Origin of the sequence: Pedobacter psychroterrae, assembly GCF_004331695.1 — a bacterium.
Taxonomy (GTDB): Bacteria; Bacteroidota; Bacteroidia; order Sphingobacteriales; family Sphingobacteriaceae; genus Pedobacter; species Pedobacter psychroterrae.
Genome location: NZ_SJSL01000001.1, coordinates 673,507 through 693,957, shown reverse-complemented (window position 1 = coordinate 693,957; position 20,451 = coordinate 673,507). Strand labels below are relative to the sequence as shown.

Sequence of the window (20,451 nt, the reverse complement as noted above, 5' to 3'; positions counted from 1 at the left end):
CCTTAAAATTCAGTGTCTGGTAAGGACATTCTTTTTACGCGCTTTTCGCGCCTTAAAAAGTCAGTCCGAAAGCAGATCACTTAATTTTACTCCTTTCTTTTACTTTTTGTGACCTTAACAGACACTTAATTTTTAATGAAACAAAGGTACCAAGACCATAAACCAAGAGATCAGGCGAGATGAAGAATGGCGATCGCTGTCGCTATTTCGCTGAATTTTGGCGATCGCTGTCGCAATCAGCATAAATCGCCATCGCTTCACTGATAAATACCCTCACCTGATTTTACTTTTCAAGCTCGCCCATCAAAACAATTAAAAAATGATTAGATTTAGGTAATGGGACATTTCATGTCAATCAGTTGATTTGTAAGTCTTCAGCCAAAGCACAATCGAAGTGTAAAATCAGACCGATAATTATTTTAACATTATATATGAAAATCGTAATACTAGACGGATACACACTGAATCCCGGGGACCTGAGCTGGGACGGCTTAAAGCAATTCGGTGAAGTAACCCTGTACGACCGTACTCCGGTAGATAAAGTTGTTGAACGCTCAAAAGGCGCGGATGTAATATTTACCAATAAAACACCGGTAAACGCAGCCGCATTAAATAGTCTTCCGGACTTAAAATACATTGGAGTCCTGGCCACTGGATATAACATAGTGGATACCCGAATGGCTAGGGAAAAGGGGATAACAGTAAGTAATGTACCAGGTTATGGCACGCCATCTGTAGTGCAGCTAACCTTTGGCCTTTTACTGGAACTTTGCCTGCGTGTGCAGCGCCATAGTGATGCAGTGGCCTCCGGCCGCTGGGCTTCCGCTGCTGACTTTTGCTTCTGGGATTATCCACTGGTTGAACTGACAGGAAAAACGATGGGGATTATCGGGTTTGGCCATATAGGCAGGCAGGTTGCCGATGTGGCCACTGCATTTGGGATGAAAGTTATCGGTACAAGCCGGAACCGGACAGATCAGTCTCAACGCAGTAATTTTAAGTGGGCAGAAATACCCGAGCTGCTGGAGCAGTCAGATGTGGTCAGTATCCATTGCCCATTAACACCTGAAACCCAGGGGCTGATCAATAAAGAGAACTTACAGCGAATGAAAAGCAGCGCTTTTCTGTTGAATACCTCAAGGGGACCTGTCATTATTGAAGAAGATCTTGCCGAAGCATTGAACAGCGGAACAATTGCCGGAGCGGGCCTTGATGTGCTTTCTGTTGAGCCGCCTGCAAAGGACAACCCGCTTTTTAGTGCAAAAAACTGCATCATTACACCTCACATCGCCTGGGCGACAAAAGAAGCGAGAGCCAGGTTAATGGAGATAACTGTCGGCAACCTGACTGCCTATAAAAATGGTAATCCTGTAAATGTGGTGAACTTGTAACTAAAGGCATTATGCATATCCTGATTTCCCCCAATGCTTTTAAACACAGTCTGAATGCCGAAGAAGCAGCGCTTGCTATTCAGGAAGGTTTAAGGCGAAGTAAGGCCGGTGTTACCACTGAGTGTTTCCCGGTAGCAGATGGCGGGGATGGTACTGGAACCTTAATTATCAAAAAATGTAAAGGCACATTGTTGGATGCGGCAGTACACGATGCACTGGGCAGACCCATAAATGGGGTATTTGGCCTGATCGATAATGGTGCAACTGCCGTTATAGAAATGGCAAATGCATCAGGTATAAGGTTACTAAAACCAGAAGAGCGTAACCCGCTGCGTGCGAATTCTTCCGGTACAGGGGAAATGATCAGAAAAGCACTTGACCAGGGGGTTAAAAAAATTATAATCGGCATGGGTGGCTCGGCTACTGTGGATGGTGGTACGGGTATTTTGCGTGCCCTTGGTGTCCGTTTCTTAAACGCGGACGGCAATGAGTTAACCATTCTTCCTGAAGATCTTGGAGCGTTAGCCACCGCTGACCTTTCAGCACTGGACGAAAGAATATTGAAATGTGAAGTGATTGTTTTGTGCGATGTAGACAATATGCTATTAGGTGACCAGGGATCTGCAGCTGTGTTCGGCCCTCAAAAAGGTGCATCCCCGGATGAGGTGAAAAAATTGGACCAGGCGCTTAATAAACTTTCGGCCGTTGCTTTACACCATACAGGAAGGGATATGGCTGCGATAAAGTACGGAGGTACTGCAGGCGGAGCAGCTGCCGGCTTATACGCATTTCTGAATGCCAGATTGGTAAATGGGATAGATCATTTTCTTTCACTTACAGATTTTAATTCGGCACTGGAACGGGCAGATCTGGTCATTACCGGGGAAGGGAGTATTGATGAGCAAACCTTACAGGGTAAAGGGCCTTTTGGCGTAGCGTACCATGCCAAACTTAAAGACCTGCCTGTCGTTGCCTTCGCGGGGAATGTGCCGTTGGAGCGGAATGTTAATTTACAGGCGTATTTTGACGTATTAATGCCTATTGGAAACCGGCCCGGCGATCTCGCAACTGCCTTGGCATGTACAGCAGATAACCTTAAACGGACAGCAGAGACACTGGGCAATATGCTGGTCTTGATGCAACAGAAAAGATGTTGATATTAAAGGCATTATGTTCATGAAAATACTTAGTTCATTATACATGATATTTTGTATATTCATAACAACTTATAATACAGAACCGTAAATGAGTATGAAGCAGTTTTACAACAAGAGACCCAGTAGCGCTTTAAGAACCTTCTTTGTATTAGGAAGTTTATTTTTATTTGTGGGCATTATGGCCTTTGGTTCGAACTTATCAATAGATAAACAATCGGCCATCAATGTAAAAACCAACGTGGTAAAGGACAGTGTTGCTTCGGTCAATGCTTTTAAGAAAGTTTATGCCGTTTTAATGAGTCCTCGATGCATGAACTGCCATCCAGCCGGAGATGTTCCACTGCAAGGGGATGATAGTCACCCCCATGCCATGCTTCCTAAAAGAGGGCTGGATGGGAAAGGAGTTTCTGCTATGAAATGTTCGAATTGCCATCAGCCAACCAATACCCCAGGACCGAATACTCCTCCCGGTAACCCAAATTGGCATTTACCTCCTGCAGATATGAAAATGGTTTTCGAAGGCAGATCACCTTATCAGTTGGCTAAACAATTGGTTGATCCTAAACAAAACGGACATAAAGACATGAAGAAGCTTATCGAGCATGCTGATGACGATTTGGTGTTGGCCGGTTGGAATATGGGAGAGGGGCGGGCACATCCTCCTTTGAGCCATGCGGAATTTAAAAAAGCATGGATTACATGGTTGACTACCGGGGCTTATGCTCCACAGGAGAAATAACAGCGATAAACCTTTAACATGCAATATGGAAAAGACAAGTACCAATAACAGCAGGCGAACCTTTCTAAAATCCTCGTTACTCGCCGGAGGAGGCTTGATGATCCATTTTAGCGGCCTCGCGAAATTTGCGCTGCCGTCTGGTAGTGCTGAAACTCATTTGATTCAATTGACGGAGATCAATGGATATGTTAAGATCAGCGCGGATAATATGATTACACTTATTTGTCCAAATCCGGAGTTCGGGCAAAATGTAATGACTTCCCTTCCAATGATGGTTGCCGAAGAGCTGGATGTAGACTGGAAAAAGGTGATTGTAGAAATGGGACCACATGATAGTGTAAAACTCGGCGGTCAGTTTACCGGCGGAAGTAACTCGGTTAGATCGTACTGGCGGCCATTAAGGATGGCTGGAGCCACTGCCCGTAATATGCTCATGCAGGCAGCTTCACAAACCTGGGCTGTCCCAATAGAGGAGATAACATCAAAAGCCGGAATATTATATCATGAAAAAAGCGGCAGGAAAGGTACCTATGGAGAATTTGCCACGAAGGCCTCCGCCATTCCTGTCCCTAAAGATGTGAAGTTGAAAGCGGTCAAGGATTTCAATGTGATAAGGACTTCGCAAAAAAATGTCGAAGGAACTAAGATCATTAGCGGTAAACCACTTTTTGGACTGGACTACAAACATGAAGGAATGCTGATAGCGATGATTCATCATCCGCCAGCCTTTGGCATGAAACTAAAATCTTTTGATGCTTCAGCGGCTTTAAAGATGCCGGGGATTAAAAATGTATTTAGCTTAAAGTTATACGAAGACGGATTTGAACAGGCGGGCTTTGATGTACGATCTTTTAATGACCTGCTTGTGGTAGTGGGCAAGACGACCTGGGAAGTGATGAACGCGCGAAAAAAGCTCCTGGTTGAGTGGATGCCTGCGGGTGATGTTATAGATACCATGGGAGGCAGGGGTGGAAAAAGGGACGTTATCGTTCCAGGAGCGCTTGAAAATACGACTGCTCAACTCCAAAAGATGCGAGAGTTTGCAAAAAAGCCAGCTCAGCAACTAAGGAAGGACGGTGATCCGGAGACGGCTTTTAAAAATGCGGCACAGATCATTGAACGTACCTATGATGCACCATTTTTGGCGCACAACTGTATGGAGCCCATGAATTTCTTTGCGCATGTTACTGATGAAAAAGCATTACTGGTAGGTCCTTTGCAGGCTCCCGGACTGGCGGAACCAACGCTTTCTAAAATATTGAATCTTCCGGCAGATAAGATAGAAATTCAAATGACGCGAATGGGTGGAGGTTTTGGACGTAGGGCATATACCCATTACGCAACAGAAGCAGCCTTGATTTCGAAAAAAGTAAAAGCACCTGTTAAATTGATCTACAGCCGCGAGGATGATACAACCTATGGTATTTATCGTCCGATGTATACAGCAACCTACAGAGCAGCGCTTGATTCAAACAAGAACCTGATCGCCTTTCATGTCAAGGGCGGCGGTATCCCGGAACATGCCATCCATGCAAACAGATTTCCTGCCGGGGCGGTTGATAATTACCTGGCTGAAGGCTGGGCGATTCCGTCTAACATCACAATCGGTGCTTTCAGAGCTCCGAGATCTAACTTCAATGCTGCGGCCGAGCAATCATTCCTGGATGAACTCGCTGAGGCAATGGGAAAAGACCCGATAGACTTTCGGTTAGAACTGTTAAAAAGGGCAAAGGAAAATCCTGTCGGTAAAAACAACGAATATGATGCTGATCGTTATGCAGGGGTACTAAAACTAGTCAGGGAGAAATCTGGATGGACGGGTGCCGGTGATAAGAAGTTCAGCAGGGGAGTTGCCGCTTATTTTTGCCATAATTCTTACGCCGCACATGTAGTAGACATGACCATGAGAGATGGGGAGCCGTATGTGGAAAGGGTTTTTAGCGCTGTTGATTGTGGAATCGTAATCAACCCGGATGCGGCTTCAAATATGGTTCAGGGGGCAGTAATTGATGGCATAGGCAATAGCTTGTACGGCGGACTAACACACAAGAATGGCGTTGTGGAAGAAAATAATTTCCATAAATACAGGATCATTCGCATGCACGAGGCACCCAAAACGGTAGACGTTTCCTTTGTGCAAAACGACATTGATCCTACCGGCTTGGGTGAACCGCCCTTTCCACCTGTATTTGGCGCTGTGGCCAATGCGCTTTATAAAGTCCATGGAAGACGTTTTTACCAACAGCCTTTTCTTTTATCAAAACCTGATGGCCCTAGTGTATAATTGCTAATCCTCTAAGAAACTCATATGATCACGCTAAATATCAATAAGAAAAACTATAAACTTGACGCAGATCCCAATACACCATTACTTTGGGTATTACGGGATAATATTGGACTGGTAGGAACCAAATATGGTTGTGGGGTGGCACAATGTGGTGCCTGTGTTGTGCACCTTGATGGCGAAGCTGTACGTTCATGCGTCACAAAAATAAGCCGCGCGCAAGGTAAAAAGGTAGTCACAATTGAAGGTTTATCGGCGTCTAATAACCATCCCTTGCAGAAAGCCTGGCTCGAACTGGATGTATCTCAATGCGGTTATTGCCAGGCCGGGCAGATCATGTCGGCTGCTGTATTACTTAGGGAAAACAAAAGTCCTACATCACAGGATATCGATGATGCTATGGCGGGAAATATTTGCCGTTGTGGAACCTATTTACGCATAAAGGAAGCTATCCAGTTAGCCGCCAAAGAAAGCAGTTCAGATAAATAAGCGATTTACTTGTAGGTTGAAGAGGTACGTAAACGGCTTCTTATTCTACTTAACGATTCGGGCTTCACGCCGAGGTAGCTGGCAATATGATATTGCGGAACGAATTGAAAAATCTCAGGTTTTGTTTTCATTAAATTCTCATAACGCTCGCCAGGGCTGGAAGAAAGGTAGTTGTTTACTTCTGTTTTGTAATTTGAATATTGCTTTTCGATTTCCATCCTGCACATCGACTCTAATCGGGGAAACCTTCGAAACATCTCCCTTTCAACTTCGAAGGTGAAAATTGAAATGATACTTTCGGATACGCACTCCCAGCTCACAGCACTTGGAAGCCGGTGGGCATTATTTACGTCAACAGTAAGGCTATCACCAGCGGTATAAAATTCCACAGTCTTTTCTTCACCGTCTTTGAGATAATATTCCCTGATGCATCCTTTAAACAAATGGTATGAGGCTTTGAGGAACTGACCTTCTCTTAAAAGAAATTCGCCTTTTTTAACTTTTTTAACAAAAATTTTGTCTGCAAAAAAGTCCTTTTCTTCTTGCGTATTGTAATCATTGCTAATTAAAGACTTTCTGAACGCTAATACCTCCTGGTCAAGATCTGTTGTATTATCAAATTTCATCTATTAAAATTACGATAATTCTGATATAACTCCAATAAAGTTTAATCGAAAGTAATTACCACATTTCCTTTTTTCTGCCCGCTTTGTACGTAACGATACGCTTCTGCAATATCCTCAAATCTATATTTTCGATCTATTAAAGGAACGAACTCCCCATTCGAAATAAGCTTATTGATAAACGTCATGCTACGTTTTGCTGAGTATGGAACCGGAAATTTCACTTTTTTCCCTATCATAAGGGGAGATATTAAGGCAAGGAAAGGATTTTGCCAATTTTTCCCTAGTTCAGACGATATGTAGATCCCTTTTGGCTTCAGCAGGGGCTTGCATTTTCCAAAACTACTTTTCCCAACTGCATCAAAAACATAATCGAATTGTTCATTAATTGTAGTAAAATTTTCTTTCAGATAATCAATTACCCTTTCAGCCCCCTGTGATTTTAATACTTCCACAAATTCAGTTTCACAGGTTACGGTTACGCGTACATTAAAATGCTTTAAAAATTGTAGGGCCGCATTGCCAATAGCCCCAGTTCCCCCATTGATAAGAATTCGATCTCCAGCATTCAACTTAAGATCTTTTAAGAAATAAAAAACATAGTGTGCTCCTTCCAGGCTGGCTGCTGCTTGTTCAAAGGTCACATTTTCGGGTTTTTTAAGTATTGCTTTTTTTGTTGACACCGCTACATATTCAGCATGTGAACTTAAGCCCTGATCATAAAAGCCATATACCTGGTCGCAAACTTCAAATTGGTCTACATTGTTCCCCTTGTCTACCACAATTCCCGCAAAATCAGTTCCCGTTACCGGGCGAACAGGTTTGAACAAACCAATAAAAAGCCGTATTGCCCAAGGCTTTCCTGTAAGTACTCCACAATCAGTCCGGTTTACCGTAGTGGCCTTTACTTTCACTAAAATTTCGTCTTCGCCGAGCCTTGGCAAAGTTACCCTGGCAATTTCCAGTAGATCTGGAGCACAGTATTCGTACCTTATTGCGGCTTTCATCTTATCCATAAATCAATTAAAAATAAACCCTGTACATCAAATTGGGGAACACTCCTCCCTGTTTCATATAACCAACAGCGCCAGGTTCTCCGGGATCGTAAAATTCAGTAAGTCGGCCCCTGTTATTGGTAACATTTTCTATATTAAGAAAAATTTCGTGGGTGGCCCTTGGTTTGTTGATCTTATAACTAAAGGACATCGTAATTTGATAGATATCCTGGAGGTCATTTTCATATGCCTTACTATAATCATAAAATCTATTGTTGGCGGGGTCTACAGCCAAATTCCCATCTGCACCCCTTAACAACGGAATTATTTTTTTACCTCCTCCAAAAAATGCCCTGCTATTGAAGCTGATTGTCTTATTTTGCGCCTTACCAAGTTTTGGAAAATCTTTACCAAAAAGAGCATTTACCAGGTAGTTTCCATTGAACCGTGTATTACGTTCGATCCCATCAAGAGCCTTGTAGGTCGAATTATATACCGAAGCATTCATAAGATAATAGAAATTTTTGTTAAAGAAGCGTTCAACAGTTAGTTCTACTCCATAGTTTTTACCGCTTCCTTTGTTTACCAGGTCCAGGTATTGAAAATCAAGCCCCTCATTAATAGTAGTGAATATATTGCCTTTAGAATTTGCTACCGGCAAGTCATAAAGATCTTGATAATACGTTTCCAGCTTAACCATCATTATTTTACTAATACGTTTCTCGTATCCGAGCACGAAATGATGCGCCTTTAATAAATCAAGGTCTTTATTAGGCGCTATATTGTTTCCGTCTGGTAATTTCACCTGGGTGTAATAATGGTGAATGCTTTCCATTGTACTGTGTTTGCCATAGCCTACACTTAGCGCGCTAGTCTTACTTAGTTCCCAATTCAATGAAAATCGTGGTTCGATTGTACGCTTGTTGTTCAGCAAAACATTCATATTCTGCACACCAAATACAGTGGTCACCTTTTCATTAAATCTATACCTAAAACTAATAAAATTTCTAATCGTACTGATGTTTTCGTTGAAATTAACCAATGTCGATCTAACGTTCGAACTGTCTCTGAACATACTTTGATTGAAACTATAGTCTAGCAACGCATATTTAGTGCCCACCTGTAGTTTAAGTTTCGAACTGAGTTTGTTGTTGTAGGTAATTTCGCCCCTGTATGTCGATTTGATCAATCGGCCATTAAAATTTAGTTGATTACTTTCTGACGTGTCGGTTTTGAAATTCTCGAAAACATCATCATCAATACCTTCACTCGAGAAAGACAGTCCGGTATTAATATGGCTATTTTTATTTATCGTCAAGGTATGGTTCATGCCCAGATTCGCAAGGTGCGAGCCTTTATTATAGTCTTCACCTATTTTGTTAGGCACAAACCTGCGTCCGGGTGTTTGCCACAGGGCAGGCGATACATCTTTGAACAGAAAATTACTAAGACCTGCCAATCCAAAAAACGAAAACAGTCCAGCCTGCTTAGTAGGCAATACAACTTTAAAAGCAGCATCTTGAAAATTTAATACTCCGTTTATGCCTTCCACCAGTCCGAGATTGTTTATCAACGAGACAGTAGAATAGCGATAATTCACTAAAAAGGAACCTTTATAGCCTTTTTTAAATGGTCCTTCGAATGTAAGTTCTGTGCCCAATACACCTAGACCAAATGTTGATTCGAATTTTTCGTTATTTCCTTGTCTTAGTTTAACATCATACACTCCGGACAATACGTCTCCATATTCTGCTGAAAAGGCACCGGTGTAAAAGTCTGAAGTTGCTAACAAGTTATTATTTAACGCACTAATAGAACCACTTACGGCGCTTTGATCAGAAAAATGATTGGGATTTGTAATTTGCATACCCTCCAACCGCCATTGAAGATATTTAGGAGAGTTACCTCGGACAATAATATCGTTGCTCCCGTCCTGAGAACTGGTAACCCCGGCAAAATTAGACAAGATCCTCGAAGGATCATTGAAACCGCCTGCATATCTATTCGTCTGTTCTGGAGAAATAGACCGGCCACTTACCAGGATCATATCATTTAGGGGCTGACCTTTGTTTTTATCGAAAGTTAAAACTACACCTTCCAGTTGGGCAACAGCTTCCTGCATGTTTATATTTAATACTGTTTCCTTGCCCGAATTAACAACAATATTAGGGAGTATAATTTTTTCGTATCCCACGTTTGACACATGTAACGTAATTCTTCCAATTGGCATATTGTCGAACCTAAAGCTCCCTTCTTTGTCGGTTAGTATAACTTTTAGCGGGTTACTACCAGCGATGGTTATTGTGGTGCCTTCTATAGGCTGCTTACTGTCTTGATCCATGATTACTCCCCTAACGGTTTGATTAAAATTTTGGGAGAAAGCCGAGGTAAGTAAGAAGCATAAAAATAAAACGGTTGTAACTATTGGTTTCATGTATGTATGTTTAAAAGATTGAGTACAAAAAAACTCTAAGTTTTAAACATATTTCTTGACTTCGGTTATTAAACGAAAATCGCCTCGCATTAAATCATAGAAGGAATTTACTCCTATACGATATGTACCAGCACATTCACCAGTTTTCCAAAAGGATCCCGTACATAGAACCGCTTAACACCCCAGGGCTCTTCAACCGGTCCGTACACTATTTCAATTCCGGCTGAAGCACACCTTTGCAACACTTCTTCCAGGTCATCGACCTCAATGGAAATGTCCGGCACCAGCGTGCCTGATCCACCTTCAGAAGCAAAACTAATTTGGACATCCATTCTTTCTTCCGACCCGTAAGTCATGATCCAGCCCTGATCCATAACCACGCTCATCCCGAAAATAGTCTCGTAAAACTGCCCCGCCTGACTCGGCTCATCTGTTTTGATATTGGTCAAAATTCGTTTTACTTTCATAATCCGTTGTTAAGAAAAGGATAAATGCTTAACTCAAGACCTCAGGCTTCACCAGCTTGACTTGGCCCAAATGATAAGCCACATGGTTCGTCCGGTTCAGCAATACACTCAGCCGGTTGCGGGAAGGATCTTTTTCAAAGTCCACATCCGACATTGCGTTATGACGCTTGAACCAGTCTTCTGTGGACAGCGAAGCGAACAGTTGCTCCAGCTCAAGATGAATGCTGTTCCAGAATTCGCGCAGTTCAGCAACTGAAGGCATGACCGCCTGCAAATCATCCGGATTTTGTAAAAACGGCGCATGAAGCTCCGGGCGGTGCCGCTTACCGATTCCAAGAGTTTCCTTCAGCGCATCATGGTAACTGGCCAGGTGGCCGTAAAGGTATATGATCCGGTTCTTTCCACGGGAAACCTGCTGCTGAAAATCAGCATCCGAAAAAGTATCAAAAGTCTGCGCAGCCCTCGAAATCTGGGTGTTCCAGCCGGCCAAAGCTATTTTTACCATTAGTTCACTATGATCCATTGAATTGAAATTTCCCTAAAGCTAACAGGAATCCGCATGTTTCGGTTAGTCGTTAAGTTGATTTGACTTATGACTGACGTACCTAAAATTAGGGTAGTTTACATTTCCTTATACAATCTTCACAATATGCGATGCAAGGGTCGACAGATGGTCCGGATTGTCAAAGAATTGTTCTATTTCTATAAAGCAAAATAAAAATCATCACAGAAGATACTAAAGCCTAACACACTCCGTATATATATACGAGAGCGTTAATTTAGATACGGGGGATGGACACGGAGTGGTCATCCCCTGTTTTTTGTGAGCAAGTCAGCGTGGATGTCTTTTTTCATTTGTTGGGCGGTAGGTGCTACATTGACAGATGCCATCGACGAATAATTGGCCGTCCGGTTTCAGTGCCTTATTAATATTTCTTAGTGCCAGCTTGCCTTTCTCAGGATGTCTGCCATCCAGAGCCCCTACGCGTATCGCAAAAATGAGGTCAAATTTCTCATCACCCGCTTTTATGTCAAAATCTTCAATCGCAATTTGTTGAAAGCTTAACTTTCCAGCGCTAATTTCTTTCTGAGACGATTTCCTTGCCTGCTCAATTGCTTTGTCGGAACTGTCGATGGCCAGTATGTGAATGTTATGCAAGCGATTTGCAAGTTCTCTGGCAGCGGTACCCGGGCCACAACCAATTTCCAAAATGCGCATCCCTTCAGAAAGGGGCAGGAGATTGACATTGTCCAATAATCGTTTAGATATTTTATGTGCCATATACTGATAAGGGAACCTGCCTAGATGTCCGATGAATTCTTTCTTGCTCCATTTCTAAGGATTAACTTTCATAGAAAAGCCGACCTCGTTAATTCTGTTTAATAAAGCTAATATAGTAATGTTTGGAGAATAGGAGAGTAGGCAAGAAGTTGGCGCTATTGATAATGCTACCTATAGACAATTAAGCGGAGCAGATATATTAAAATCAAGTACAGACTTAAGGGCACTAAGAGATGCAAACTTGTTAACAGCAAATGGAAAAAGCAGAATGACATATTATACTCCAGGACCAAATATGTTAACCATGCAAGATAAGGAGCAAGGCTTGCAAGATAAGGAGCATAACATAGAAGATAAGGAATAACACCATGCAGAACACAAAGCAGAAGTGAAGCGCTGCTACAAAGTTTACCTCAGAAGTCAGACTGCAAATCATGCAAATAGGAAGCAGCAGTGGGGAAAGACAAATTGGCTTTTGTGGCTACCCATAAGTTATCTTTAAAACCGTTACAATTTGTAACGTTTTCATTGACATCTGCTGCCTCAAATTTCAACTATACGATTTCTTCGTACAGTTCACTTCCTTCAGCATGAAGCTTCTTTTTCAAATCACTCCAACCTTCTAGGTACAGAACTCTCCGTCCAAACTGCCATTGAGGAGATTCAAACTAATTTTACAAAATTTACATTTTAATTTACAATCTAGATTCTCCCGGATGATACCGATCAAAGTAGTTTTGACCCATCATACTTAAAATCTAAAAAAATGAAAAAACTATTTGTGTTCGTCCCTGCCATCCTCCTGGTATTATTTCTAATAAACTCTTTTGTGCTAAAAGAAAAGGAAGCCGTCCTCAAATCCACTGATAGTGGAAAAACATGGAAGGTGATCAGGGAAGGCCTTCCTGAAATTGAAAAGCCCACCAATACTTTTAAATCAGCAGGTGTGCTCATCTCTACGGGCTCGGAAGGAATTAGGCGTTCTACTGATAAAGGTAAACACTGGGAATGGGTAATCAGAGAAGGTGGCGTGGGTATAGCTATCGAGCGTATCGAAGGTGGATTTGCTGCAATAGCCTACAATACGACAACCAAGTCCAGAAGGATCCATATTTCTTTGGATAATGGGGCAACCTGGAAAGTCATTAGTGATGCCCTACCGCCCTCGATGTTCATTTCGTCTATAAAACAAATGGGCAAATATTTAGTATGTGGCCATTCGGATGGTATATTCCGGTCGGCTGATATGGGTAAGACCTGGACTAGTGTTCATCCCAGTGTTGAAAAGGATCATAACTACTTTAAATTTTTAGGAACACAGGAAATTACCCCTAAAAAAGTTTTTAGGATCCACGTTTCGGGGAATGCATTATATGCAGTTCCTGGGAGTGCGGGATGTTAAAGGAAATCTTTCCACTTGCTCTACCTTCCTCCTCTTCCTCCGTTTGCGTTTGATATCACAATTTGTGATATCAAAGTATTCCACTCTTCCTCAGACAGCTGGAACATGAAATCAGGGAATCGATATCATCAGTGACGCCCTTCCGCCGTGGATGTTCATTTCGTCTATCAAACAAATGGGCGGATATTTAATATGCAGTCATTCGGATGGTTGTGCAATGAGGAAATCAATTTTATCCAGAATTATTAATAACTTTCGGCTTTCCCATCTTCCTCCATTCAAAACTTAACCTAGAATTTTTCCGCAAGTGTATAAAATAGGTTTGTTAAACTAACTGACATTGCAGCAGTTTACATATTCATAACCGTAAATAATTACATTTGCTACATGAGCACCAAGATTGAGTAATGGCATATATGGATTTTACAATTGAAACCGGAGACCTTGTAAGCATGTGCATGGCCATACTATGCGGTGGCATTATTGGCTTCGAACGGGAATATAGGAACAAGTCGGCTGGCTTTCGCACAATCGTATTGATCACCTTAGGATCAACCATCTTTACCATCGTTTCCAGGCATGGTGCCGGTGCCGACGACAGGATATCGGCCAACATCATCACTGGTATCGGTTTTATCGGAGCTGGCGTGATATTCAAAGATCAGTTTTCCGTACGCGGATTAACCACAGCCGCCGTAATATGGACATCAGCAGCCATAGGAATGACCACAGGAATTGGCTACCATGCGCTTGCCTTTCTATTCACACTGATCACACTTGGAATTTTGTTATTAATGAGTAGGGTAGAGCGGTTCATCGGAAAGCTTCAAAGACAAAAAATGCTAAGCGTAACTTTTAGAAATGCTGATTTCGCCCAGATCCAGTCGCTGGAAGAAAAATTAAACTCAGAAAATCTGGGTATAGAGCGGCTTCAGGTAAGTAAAGACCACGATACGTTAACGGTGATCTGGCAAGTTTCCGGTAAGAAAAAGTATCTGTTAAGGCTAAATGAAACCCTGGCAAGCATGTCAGAAATCATTAGTTTCAAATAAAAGATGGTTTATTACGGCTGCATTATACTTTAATGCTTACTGACTCATAATCTGCCCTGGATATCTCAAACCAGTGACAGGCTATTCCTTCATGTGTCAGCTCCGCAGTAATTTTCAGTCCTGATTTAAGCAATGCCTTTCTGGAGGCAATATTGTCCACATTGGCCAGGGCAAATACAGCGTCCAGCTTAAGTGTTTCAAATGCATACCTGATACTTGCTTTTGCAGACTCGGTAGCGTATCCCTTTCCCCAAAATTTCTTGCGCAACCTGTAACCAACATCATAAAAATTTGTATGTCCATTTACGGTATCCTGCCTGAACTTTAACCCTCCCCATCCTACAAATTCATTGGTTTCTTTATCTACTATCGCCCAGCGACCTATTCCGAGCTCTCCATACTGCGCTCTTATATGCTTAATAGCAGCTATTGCCTGATCAATGCTTTCCAATGGAGTACTGCCCAAATAGGTATGCACCTCAGGATCTGCATCCATTTCAAAAAAAGCCGGAGCATCGGTTGCTACAATTTCTCTTAATATAATGCGGTCTGTTTCTGCAAAGGTCTTCATAACTACTGTTCTAACAAAAGTAGAATTTTATCGGAATTAACCATTAATCGCGATCAAAGATCAATCTATGGCAGAATACTAATAAGCAATTCCCGCTGAAAGCTTTTCCCTTTATCGGCATTATACCATTTTTGCAGTACCGTTTTGACAGTGCCAAAGTCGGCTTTTGCTGCCGTCAGCTCACTATAAATCAACTGACATGCTGCAGGTCGAGGACCCCAGACTACCAGGTCTTTTCCTGCTTCATCCCTGATGATCAATTTTGGAATAGATTTTCCACCGTTGGTAAGGTATCGCTCGATTAAGAACGGTTCTGCATCTCTTAGCTGGTATGAAGCACTGATCAAAGGGTTTAGCATACTTAGCTTATAGATAAACGGCACCGTATGGGAAGCATCGCCACACCAGGGCTCCGTAATGATAATCCACTGCTGGGGAACATCAATCTTCGAGATTACATCGGCAAGCACCGGATCAACCACCCCTGTCTTCAACCAGCGCTGCTGGCGCGTCCAGTTTAATTTTGCATAGTCCAGATAGTCGAGGTTATTGTAAGGTGCAGGGGCATTTGGATTAGATAAAATCTCCTGAAAATGATCCTGGTATTGCTGAAAGTCCATAATTTCAAAAATTTAGAAGTATAGGCTACATCCCTATAGCCATACAAATCTGATAATTTATTCGCATTTGCCCGGTCTGCAAAATGCCATAAATCAGCTTATGACAAATTATTAATTAAAAGACCAAATGAAAGGGATTCTTTTTAACTTGAGCAAGTTTGCCAAACCAAATACATTAAAGTTAATTTCTGAAACATGTTAAAATTACTGTCAGTACGTAAGAGCGTTCTGTTAACGCTTGGCCTGGCCTGCTTCCTGTGCGGAAATGTAGTACAAGCTCAGCAATTGAAAGTGCAAAATCTTAAAGTAGACCATCTGTCGCACGCAGATCTGGATGTGGTAAACGGGTACCCGGTCTTTGGGTATCAGGATGCGAAGGCCATTCACACACAGATACTGAATAAGCGGCCTGTATTTGGCTGGGAACTGACCGGGAATAAGAATAAGTTGGTACAAACAGCATATCGCATTGTCATTTCCCACAATCCCGACAGTCTAAAAGCAAACAAAGTCCTGTTATGGGATTCTGGTAAAGTCCTGTCTGCTGAATCAGTAAACATCCCATATGCAGGTCCCGATTTGCAAACGAATAAAGTATATTTCTGGCGCGTCATGACTTTTGACCAGCAAGACCAGCCCTCTGCCTGGTCGTCCATCTCTAGGTTCCGCACAGCGGAAACACTTCATGAATACCGGACCTCCTATTATCCACTTCAAAAGACAGACGAAAACCCGCAAAAAATATCCTATATAGAAAATATCAACCGCTTAGATTTCGGACGCGCTTCTTTCGGGCAGTTAAAGCTCAGCATAGAAAGCATGAATAGTACCGATACCCTGACCGTCAGGTTTGGCGAGGCCATCAAGGCCAATGGCGAGATCAACCGGGCACCGGGGGGTACCATCCGTTACGCTGCTTACCAATTGCCGCTAAAAAAAGGCAGACATACCTATGCCATTGCTTTTAAACCTGATCCGCGCAATACCGGGCTGAAAGCGGTTAAAATGCCCGATTACATCGGTGAAGTCTTACCCTTTCGCTACGTCGAAGTAGCAGGCCTGCCGACAGTACTGGCCTTTCATGATGCAGTCCGTGCTACCGTGCATTACCCTTTCAATGATCAGGCTGCTTATTTTAAAAGCTCAGATACCGTACTCAATGCAGTCTGGGAACTATGCAAATACAGTATGAAAGCAACCTCATTCGCCGGAATTTATGTGGACGGAGACCGGGAAAGGATTGCCTACGAGGCCGACGCCTATATTAATCAGTTGAGCCACTACAGCGTCGACAAAGAATATAGCCTGGCGCGCCGCTCGCACGAGCATCTTTTGCACAATGCCACCTGGCCTACAGAATGGATCTTGCAGTCTGTGCTCATGGCTTACAATGATTTCCTGTATACTGGGGATATCCGGTCGGCCCAATTCTATTATGATGACCTAAAAGCAAAGCTGCTGATCCCACTTCGTGAAAAAAATGGCCTGATCAGTACTAAAACAGGTAAGCAATCCAAGTCGCTGATGTCTGCGATTCATTACGACGGAGAAGCCATCAAGGACATCGTAGACTGGCCGCACACCGGTGGATTTGGAATGACGGGCAATGGAGAAACAGACGGTTTCGTATTTTCTGAATACAATACTGTGGTGAATGCCTTTCATTATAAAGCATTACTCGATATGGCGGTGCTAGCTGAAAAATTAGGTAAAAAGGAAGATCAGATAATATTTAAGACTTTAGCAGAAGAAACCCATATGGCTTTCCAAAAGCTTTTATGGAATGCGCAAAAGAAAGCTTACGCTGATGGTGTAGGGGCAGACCATGCTTCCCTGCACAGCAACATGATGGCCATGGCTTTCGGTCTGGTTCCATCTGCTAAAATGGCTGCAGTAAATGATTTTATCCGTTCGCGCGGAATGGCATGCAGCGTTTATGGGAGCCAGTTTTTAATGGACGCTGTCTACGATGCAGGAGACGGGCAATACGGCCTAAAATTGCTGACCTCTCAGGAAGACCGCAGCTGGTACAATATGATCAGGGCAGGAAGTACGGTTACGATGGAAGCCTGGGATAATAAATTTAAGCCAAATCAGGATTGGAACCATGCCTGGGGAGCGGTTCCTGCCAATGTGATTCCCAGAAAGCTGATGGGCATCACACCGCTTGCACCCGGTTGGAAGAAAATACAACTTAAGCCTCAGATCGGATCGCTTCAGCAGGCAGAAATTGCGGTACCAACGATCAACGGAACCGTCAGAATGTCCTGTAAACAAAACGAAAATGACTATGTCATGGAGTTCAATGTGCCAATTACCACTACGGCAAATGTAAAGTTACCTGTGAAAACAGGAAAGCGTGTTAAGGTTAAACTAAACGGGGAAACAATTAAAGCCAGGATCAAAGATGGTTATCTCAGCATGGATGGAATAGCGTCGGGAGATTATGTTCTTGAAATGACCTATTGATTGTACTTGATACTTATTTGCTGCGCTGCTGCTTCGCGGCTTGTTCGCAAAAAGGTACCCGATTTGCGAACAAGGTATGACTAAAATATGGCTAAGGCGCGATTGATGCGAAAACCAGTTTCACCCCGTCATATCTTTAACCACAAGTGCAATAAGGCAGCAATACTGCAACCGATCAGCGGCCCTGCTACCGGAACCCATGCATATCCCCAGTTATTGCCTCCCTTGCCCGCTACGGGCAAGACCGCATGCATTATCCTGGGCCCAAGATCACGCGCGGGATTGATGGCGTAGCCTGTGGTGCCACCCAGCGACAAACCGATTACCCATACCAGCAGTGTAACAGGAAGTGCACCAATAGAGCCCAGGCCAATTGGGGTTTTGTCGGTCCCCATGGCGGGATCGGTGAAATACAGGATCACAAAGATCAGCACAAATGTGCCTATGACCTCGCTGATTAAGTTGGATACCTTGTTTGGGATAGCTGGTGCTGTACAGAAAGTAGCATGCTTAGCGCCCTGATCAGGAGTGCCTGCATAAAAATCCTTATACATGATCCATACCAGTAAAGAACCTGCCATAGCACCTAGAAACTGGGCGGCTATGTAGACTGGCACCTGCGCCCAGTCGAACTTTTCTGCTATGGCAAGGCCGATGGTTACTGCAGGATTGAGGTGCGCACCACTGTACGGACCGGCTACAACTACCCCCGCAAACACGGCAAATGCCCAGGCGCTGGTTATGACCATCCATCCTGAATTGTGACCCTTTGTACCATTTAGTACTACATTGGCAACTACCCCGTTGCCTAAAAGGATCATGATCATCGTGCCGAGAATTTCGGCTGAAAAAGGAGACATATAATTTGAATTAATGGGTGTCTTATATTATTTACCGGTACAGGCCTTAGCAGCTTTTACAGCAAGCTTCCAGCCTTCAATGCGTTGTTCAATATTTTCTGCGGCCCCGGCTTCAAAGCTCCGGTCTATCTTCCATTGTCCGCTGATGTCGTCCATGCTGTTCCAGAATCCCACTGCCAGACCGGCTAAGTATGCGGCACCTAAAGCAGTCACCTCGGTTATCTGTGGGCGTATCACTTTGGTATCCAGCACATCGGCCTGAAATTGCATCAGCATATCGTTGGCGGTGGCACCACCATCTACCCTGAGTTCTTTAATGGGGTGTCCTGAATCTGCTTCCATTGCTTTCAATACTTCCATGGTCTGAAAAGCGATGCTTTCTATAGCGGCCCTCGCCAGGTGGGAAGCATTGGTGCCACGCGTAATGCCAGTGATGGTTCCACGCGCATCCTGGTCCCAGTGTGGCGCGCCTAAACCTGCAAAGGCCGGAACTAAATATACGCCACCTGTATCGGCTACCTTCATGGCCAGGGCCTCCACATCTGCTGAGGAGGAGATCAGGCCAAGCCCGTCCCTGAGCCATTGTACCACTGCACCGCCAATAAATATACTGCCTTCCAGGGCATACTGTACTTTTCCGTTGAGCTTCCAGGCTATGGTTGTCACCAGGTTGTTTTTCGACAGGATTGGTTTATCCCCAATGTTCATCAGCATAAAGCATCCGGTACCATAGGTGTTTTTGACCATCCCGCTCTCTGTGCACATCTGACCGAACAATGCGGCCTGCTGATCTCCGGCAATGCCGGCAATCGGGATTTTGGCGGCAAGTACATTGCCGGTTGTCTCTCCGTAAACCTCGCTGGATGATTTTACTTCCGGAAGAATGCTGCGGGGAATGTCAAACAGGTCCAGCAGCTCCTGGTCCCATTCAAGTGTGTGGATGTTGAAGATCATGGTCCGGGATGCATTGGTTACATCGGTTACATGTACCCGTCCGTCGGTCAGTTTCCAGATCAGCCAGGAATCTATGGTGCCAAAAGCAATTTGTCCGGCTGCAGCTTTTTCTCTTGCGCCGGCTACATTGTCCAATACCCATTTTATTTTGGTAGCCGAGAAATAGGCATCTACTATAAGGCCTGTTTTTTCCTGAATGTTTTTTGCCAGTCCGCGGTCTTTTATTTCGTCGCAATAAGCAGAGGTTCGCCTGTCTTGCCATACAATGGCATTGTGCAGGGGTTCGCCGGTAATCTTGTCCCACAATACCGTGGTTTCCCGTTGGTTGGTGATGCCAATGGCGGCGATGTCCTGCGGTGTGATCCCGGCTTTAATTATTGCTTCTGTGGCAACGCCTACCTGCGTAGACCATATGTCCATCGCATTGTGCTCTACCCATCCCGGCTGCGGATAGAGCTGCTCAAATTCTCTTTGGGCGATGGCAACAATGGTTCCTGCATTATTAAATACAATTGCTCTTGAACTTGTGGTTCCCTGATCAAATGATAAAATATACTTACTCATAATTTATACTGGGCGTAATATGTAATAAAACGTAAGTATAAGCAATCGTTTTAGAAAGTAAAAGGAAGCAATATGAAAATTTGTTACCAATAGCTATT

At 43.5% G+C, this 20,451-nt stretch carries 18 protein-coding genes; 8 read left to right on the top strand and 10 right to left on the bottom strand.

Annotation, left to right across the window (positions count from 1 at the left end; all coding sequences use genetic code 11):
- Positions 1-431 precede the first annotated feature (431 nt).
- The 5 genes from EZ437_RS02890 (at position 432) to EZ437_RS02865 (ending at position 6,060) form a co-directional block, all read left to right on the top strand.
- Positions 432-1,391 (top strand): D-2-hydroxyacid dehydrogenase, encoded by a 960-nt coding sequence (locus EZ437_RS02890; protein WP_131593067.1) that lies wholly within the window; start codon positions 432-434, stop codon positions 1,389-1,391.
- A gap of 11 nt (positions 1,392-1,402) precedes the next feature.
- Positions 1,403-2,548, top strand: coding sequence for a glycerate kinase (locus EZ437_RS02885; RefSeq protein ID WP_131593065.1), 1,146 nt, complete (start codon positions 1,403-1,405; stop codon positions 2,546-2,548).
- A gap of 178 nt (positions 2,549-2,726) precedes the next feature.
- Positions 2,727-3,287, top strand: coding sequence for a hypothetical protein (locus EZ437_RS02875; RefSeq protein WP_225869478.1), 561 nt, complete (start codon positions 2,727-2,729; stop codon positions 3,285-3,287).
- Positions 3,288-3,312: 25 nt separating this feature from the next.
- Complete coding sequence (locus tag EZ437_RS02870; RefSeq protein WP_131593061.1) at positions 3,313-5,571, top strand: xanthine dehydrogenase family protein molybdopterin-binding subunit; 2,259 nt, start codon at positions 3,313-3,315, stop codon at positions 5,569-5,571.
- Positions 5,572-5,595: 24 nt separating this feature from the next.
- Positions 5,596-6,060: a (2Fe-2S)-binding protein gene (locus tag EZ437_RS02865; RefSeq protein WP_131593059.1), complete on the top strand. Its 465-nt coding sequence runs from the start codon at positions 5,596-5,598 to the stop codon at positions 6,058-6,060.
- A gap of 5 nt (positions 6,061-6,065) precedes the next feature.
- On the opposite strand, the gene EZ437_RS02860 is transcribed toward EZ437_RS02865, so the two are convergent.
- From EZ437_RS02860 to EZ437_RS02835, 6 genes are all read right to left on the bottom strand, one after another.
- On the bottom strand, positions 6,066-6,686 hold the full coding sequence (locus EZ437_RS02860; protein WP_131593057.1) for a Crp/Fnr family transcriptional regulator: 621 nt from the start codon (positions 6,684-6,686) through the stop codon (positions 6,066-6,068).
- A gap of 41 nt (positions 6,687-6,727) precedes the next feature.
- On the bottom strand, positions 6,728-7,690 hold the full coding sequence (locus EZ437_RS02855) for an NAD(P)-dependent alcohol dehydrogenase (protein ID WP_131593056.1): 963 nt from the start codon (positions 7,688-7,690) through the stop codon (positions 6,728-6,730).
- 16 nt (positions 7,691-7,706) lie between these two features.
- Positions 7,707-10,112: a TonB-dependent receptor gene (locus tag EZ437_RS02850; RefSeq protein ID WP_131593055.1), complete on the bottom strand. Its 2,406-nt coding sequence runs from the start codon at positions 10,110-10,112 to the stop codon at positions 7,707-7,709.
- 113 nt (positions 10,113-10,225) lie between these two features.
- Positions 10,226-10,579 (bottom strand): VOC family protein, encoded by a 354-nt coding sequence (locus EZ437_RS02845; RefSeq protein WP_131593054.1) that lies wholly within the window; start codon positions 10,577-10,579, stop codon positions 10,226-10,228.
- A 28-nt stretch (positions 10,580-10,607) separates the two neighbouring features.
- Positions 10,608-11,102 carry a DinB family protein gene (locus tag EZ437_RS02840; RefSeq protein ID WP_131593052.1) on the bottom strand — a complete coding sequence of 165 codons (495 nt, stop codon included), beginning with the start codon at positions 11,100-11,102 and terminating at the stop codon, positions 10,608-10,610.
- Between the two features lie 309 nt (positions 11,103-11,411).
- Entirely contained in the window at positions 11,412-11,861 is a 450-nt protein-coding gene (locus EZ437_RS02835) for a class I SAM-dependent methyltransferase (RefSeq protein ID WP_131593050.1), read from the bottom strand.
- 766 nt (positions 11,862-12,627) lie between these two features.
- Between EZ437_RS02835 and EZ437_RS02830 the strand changes: the two genes are divergently transcribed.
- Together EZ437_RS02830 and EZ437_RS02820 are read left to right on the top strand one after the other, a co-directional pair.
- Positions 12,628-13,263: a WD40/YVTN/BNR-like repeat-containing protein gene (locus EZ437_RS02830; RefSeq protein WP_131593048.1), complete on the top strand. Its 636-nt coding sequence runs from the start codon at positions 12,628-12,630 to the stop codon at positions 13,261-13,263.
- A gap of 416 nt (positions 13,264-13,679) precedes the next feature.
- Positions 13,680-14,315 carry an MgtC/SapB family protein gene (locus EZ437_RS02820; protein ID WP_165500327.1) on the top strand — a complete coding sequence of 212 codons (636 nt, stop codon included), beginning with the start codon at positions 13,680-13,682 and terminating at the stop codon, positions 14,313-14,315.
- A 22-nt stretch (positions 14,316-14,337) separates the two neighbouring features.
- On the opposite strand, the gene EZ437_RS02815 is transcribed toward EZ437_RS02820, so the two are convergent.
- A complete protein-coding gene (locus EZ437_RS02815) occupies positions 14,338-14,886 on the bottom strand; it encodes a GNAT family N-acetyltransferase (RefSeq protein ID WP_131593044.1) in 549 nt (182 codons plus the stop codon).
- 65 nt (positions 14,887-14,951) lie between these two features.
- The gene (locus EZ437_RS02810; protein WP_131593041.1) at positions 14,952-15,506 is read right to left on the bottom strand and encodes a thioredoxin family protein; all 555 of its coding nucleotides are present in this window, start codon (positions 15,504-15,506) and stop codon (positions 14,952-14,954) included.
- Positions 15,507-15,701: 195 nt separating this feature from the next.
- Here EZ437_RS02810 and EZ437_RS02805 point away from each other — a divergent pair, with 195 nt between their 5' ends.
- Positions 15,702-17,975, top strand: coding sequence for an alpha-L-rhamnosidase-related protein (locus EZ437_RS02805; RefSeq protein ID WP_131593039.1), 2,274 nt, complete (start codon positions 15,702-15,704; stop codon positions 17,973-17,975).
- Positions 17,976-18,103: 128 nt separating this feature from the next.
- Here EZ437_RS02805 and EZ437_RS02800 read toward each other — a convergent pair whose 3' ends face one another.
- Both EZ437_RS02800 and glpK read right to left on the bottom strand, forming a co-directional pair.
- Positions 18,104-18,835, bottom strand: a complete 732-nt coding sequence (locus tag EZ437_RS02800) for an MIP/aquaporin family protein (protein ID WP_131593038.1) — start codon at positions 18,833-18,835, stop codon at positions 18,104-18,106.
- Positions 18,836-18,862: 27 nt separating this feature from the next.
- A complete protein-coding gene (gene glpK, locus EZ437_RS02795) occupies positions 18,863-20,353 on the bottom strand; it encodes a glycerol kinase GlpK (protein ID WP_131593036.1) in 1,491 nt (496 codons plus the stop codon).
- Positions 20,354-20,451: the final 98 nt, after the last annotated feature.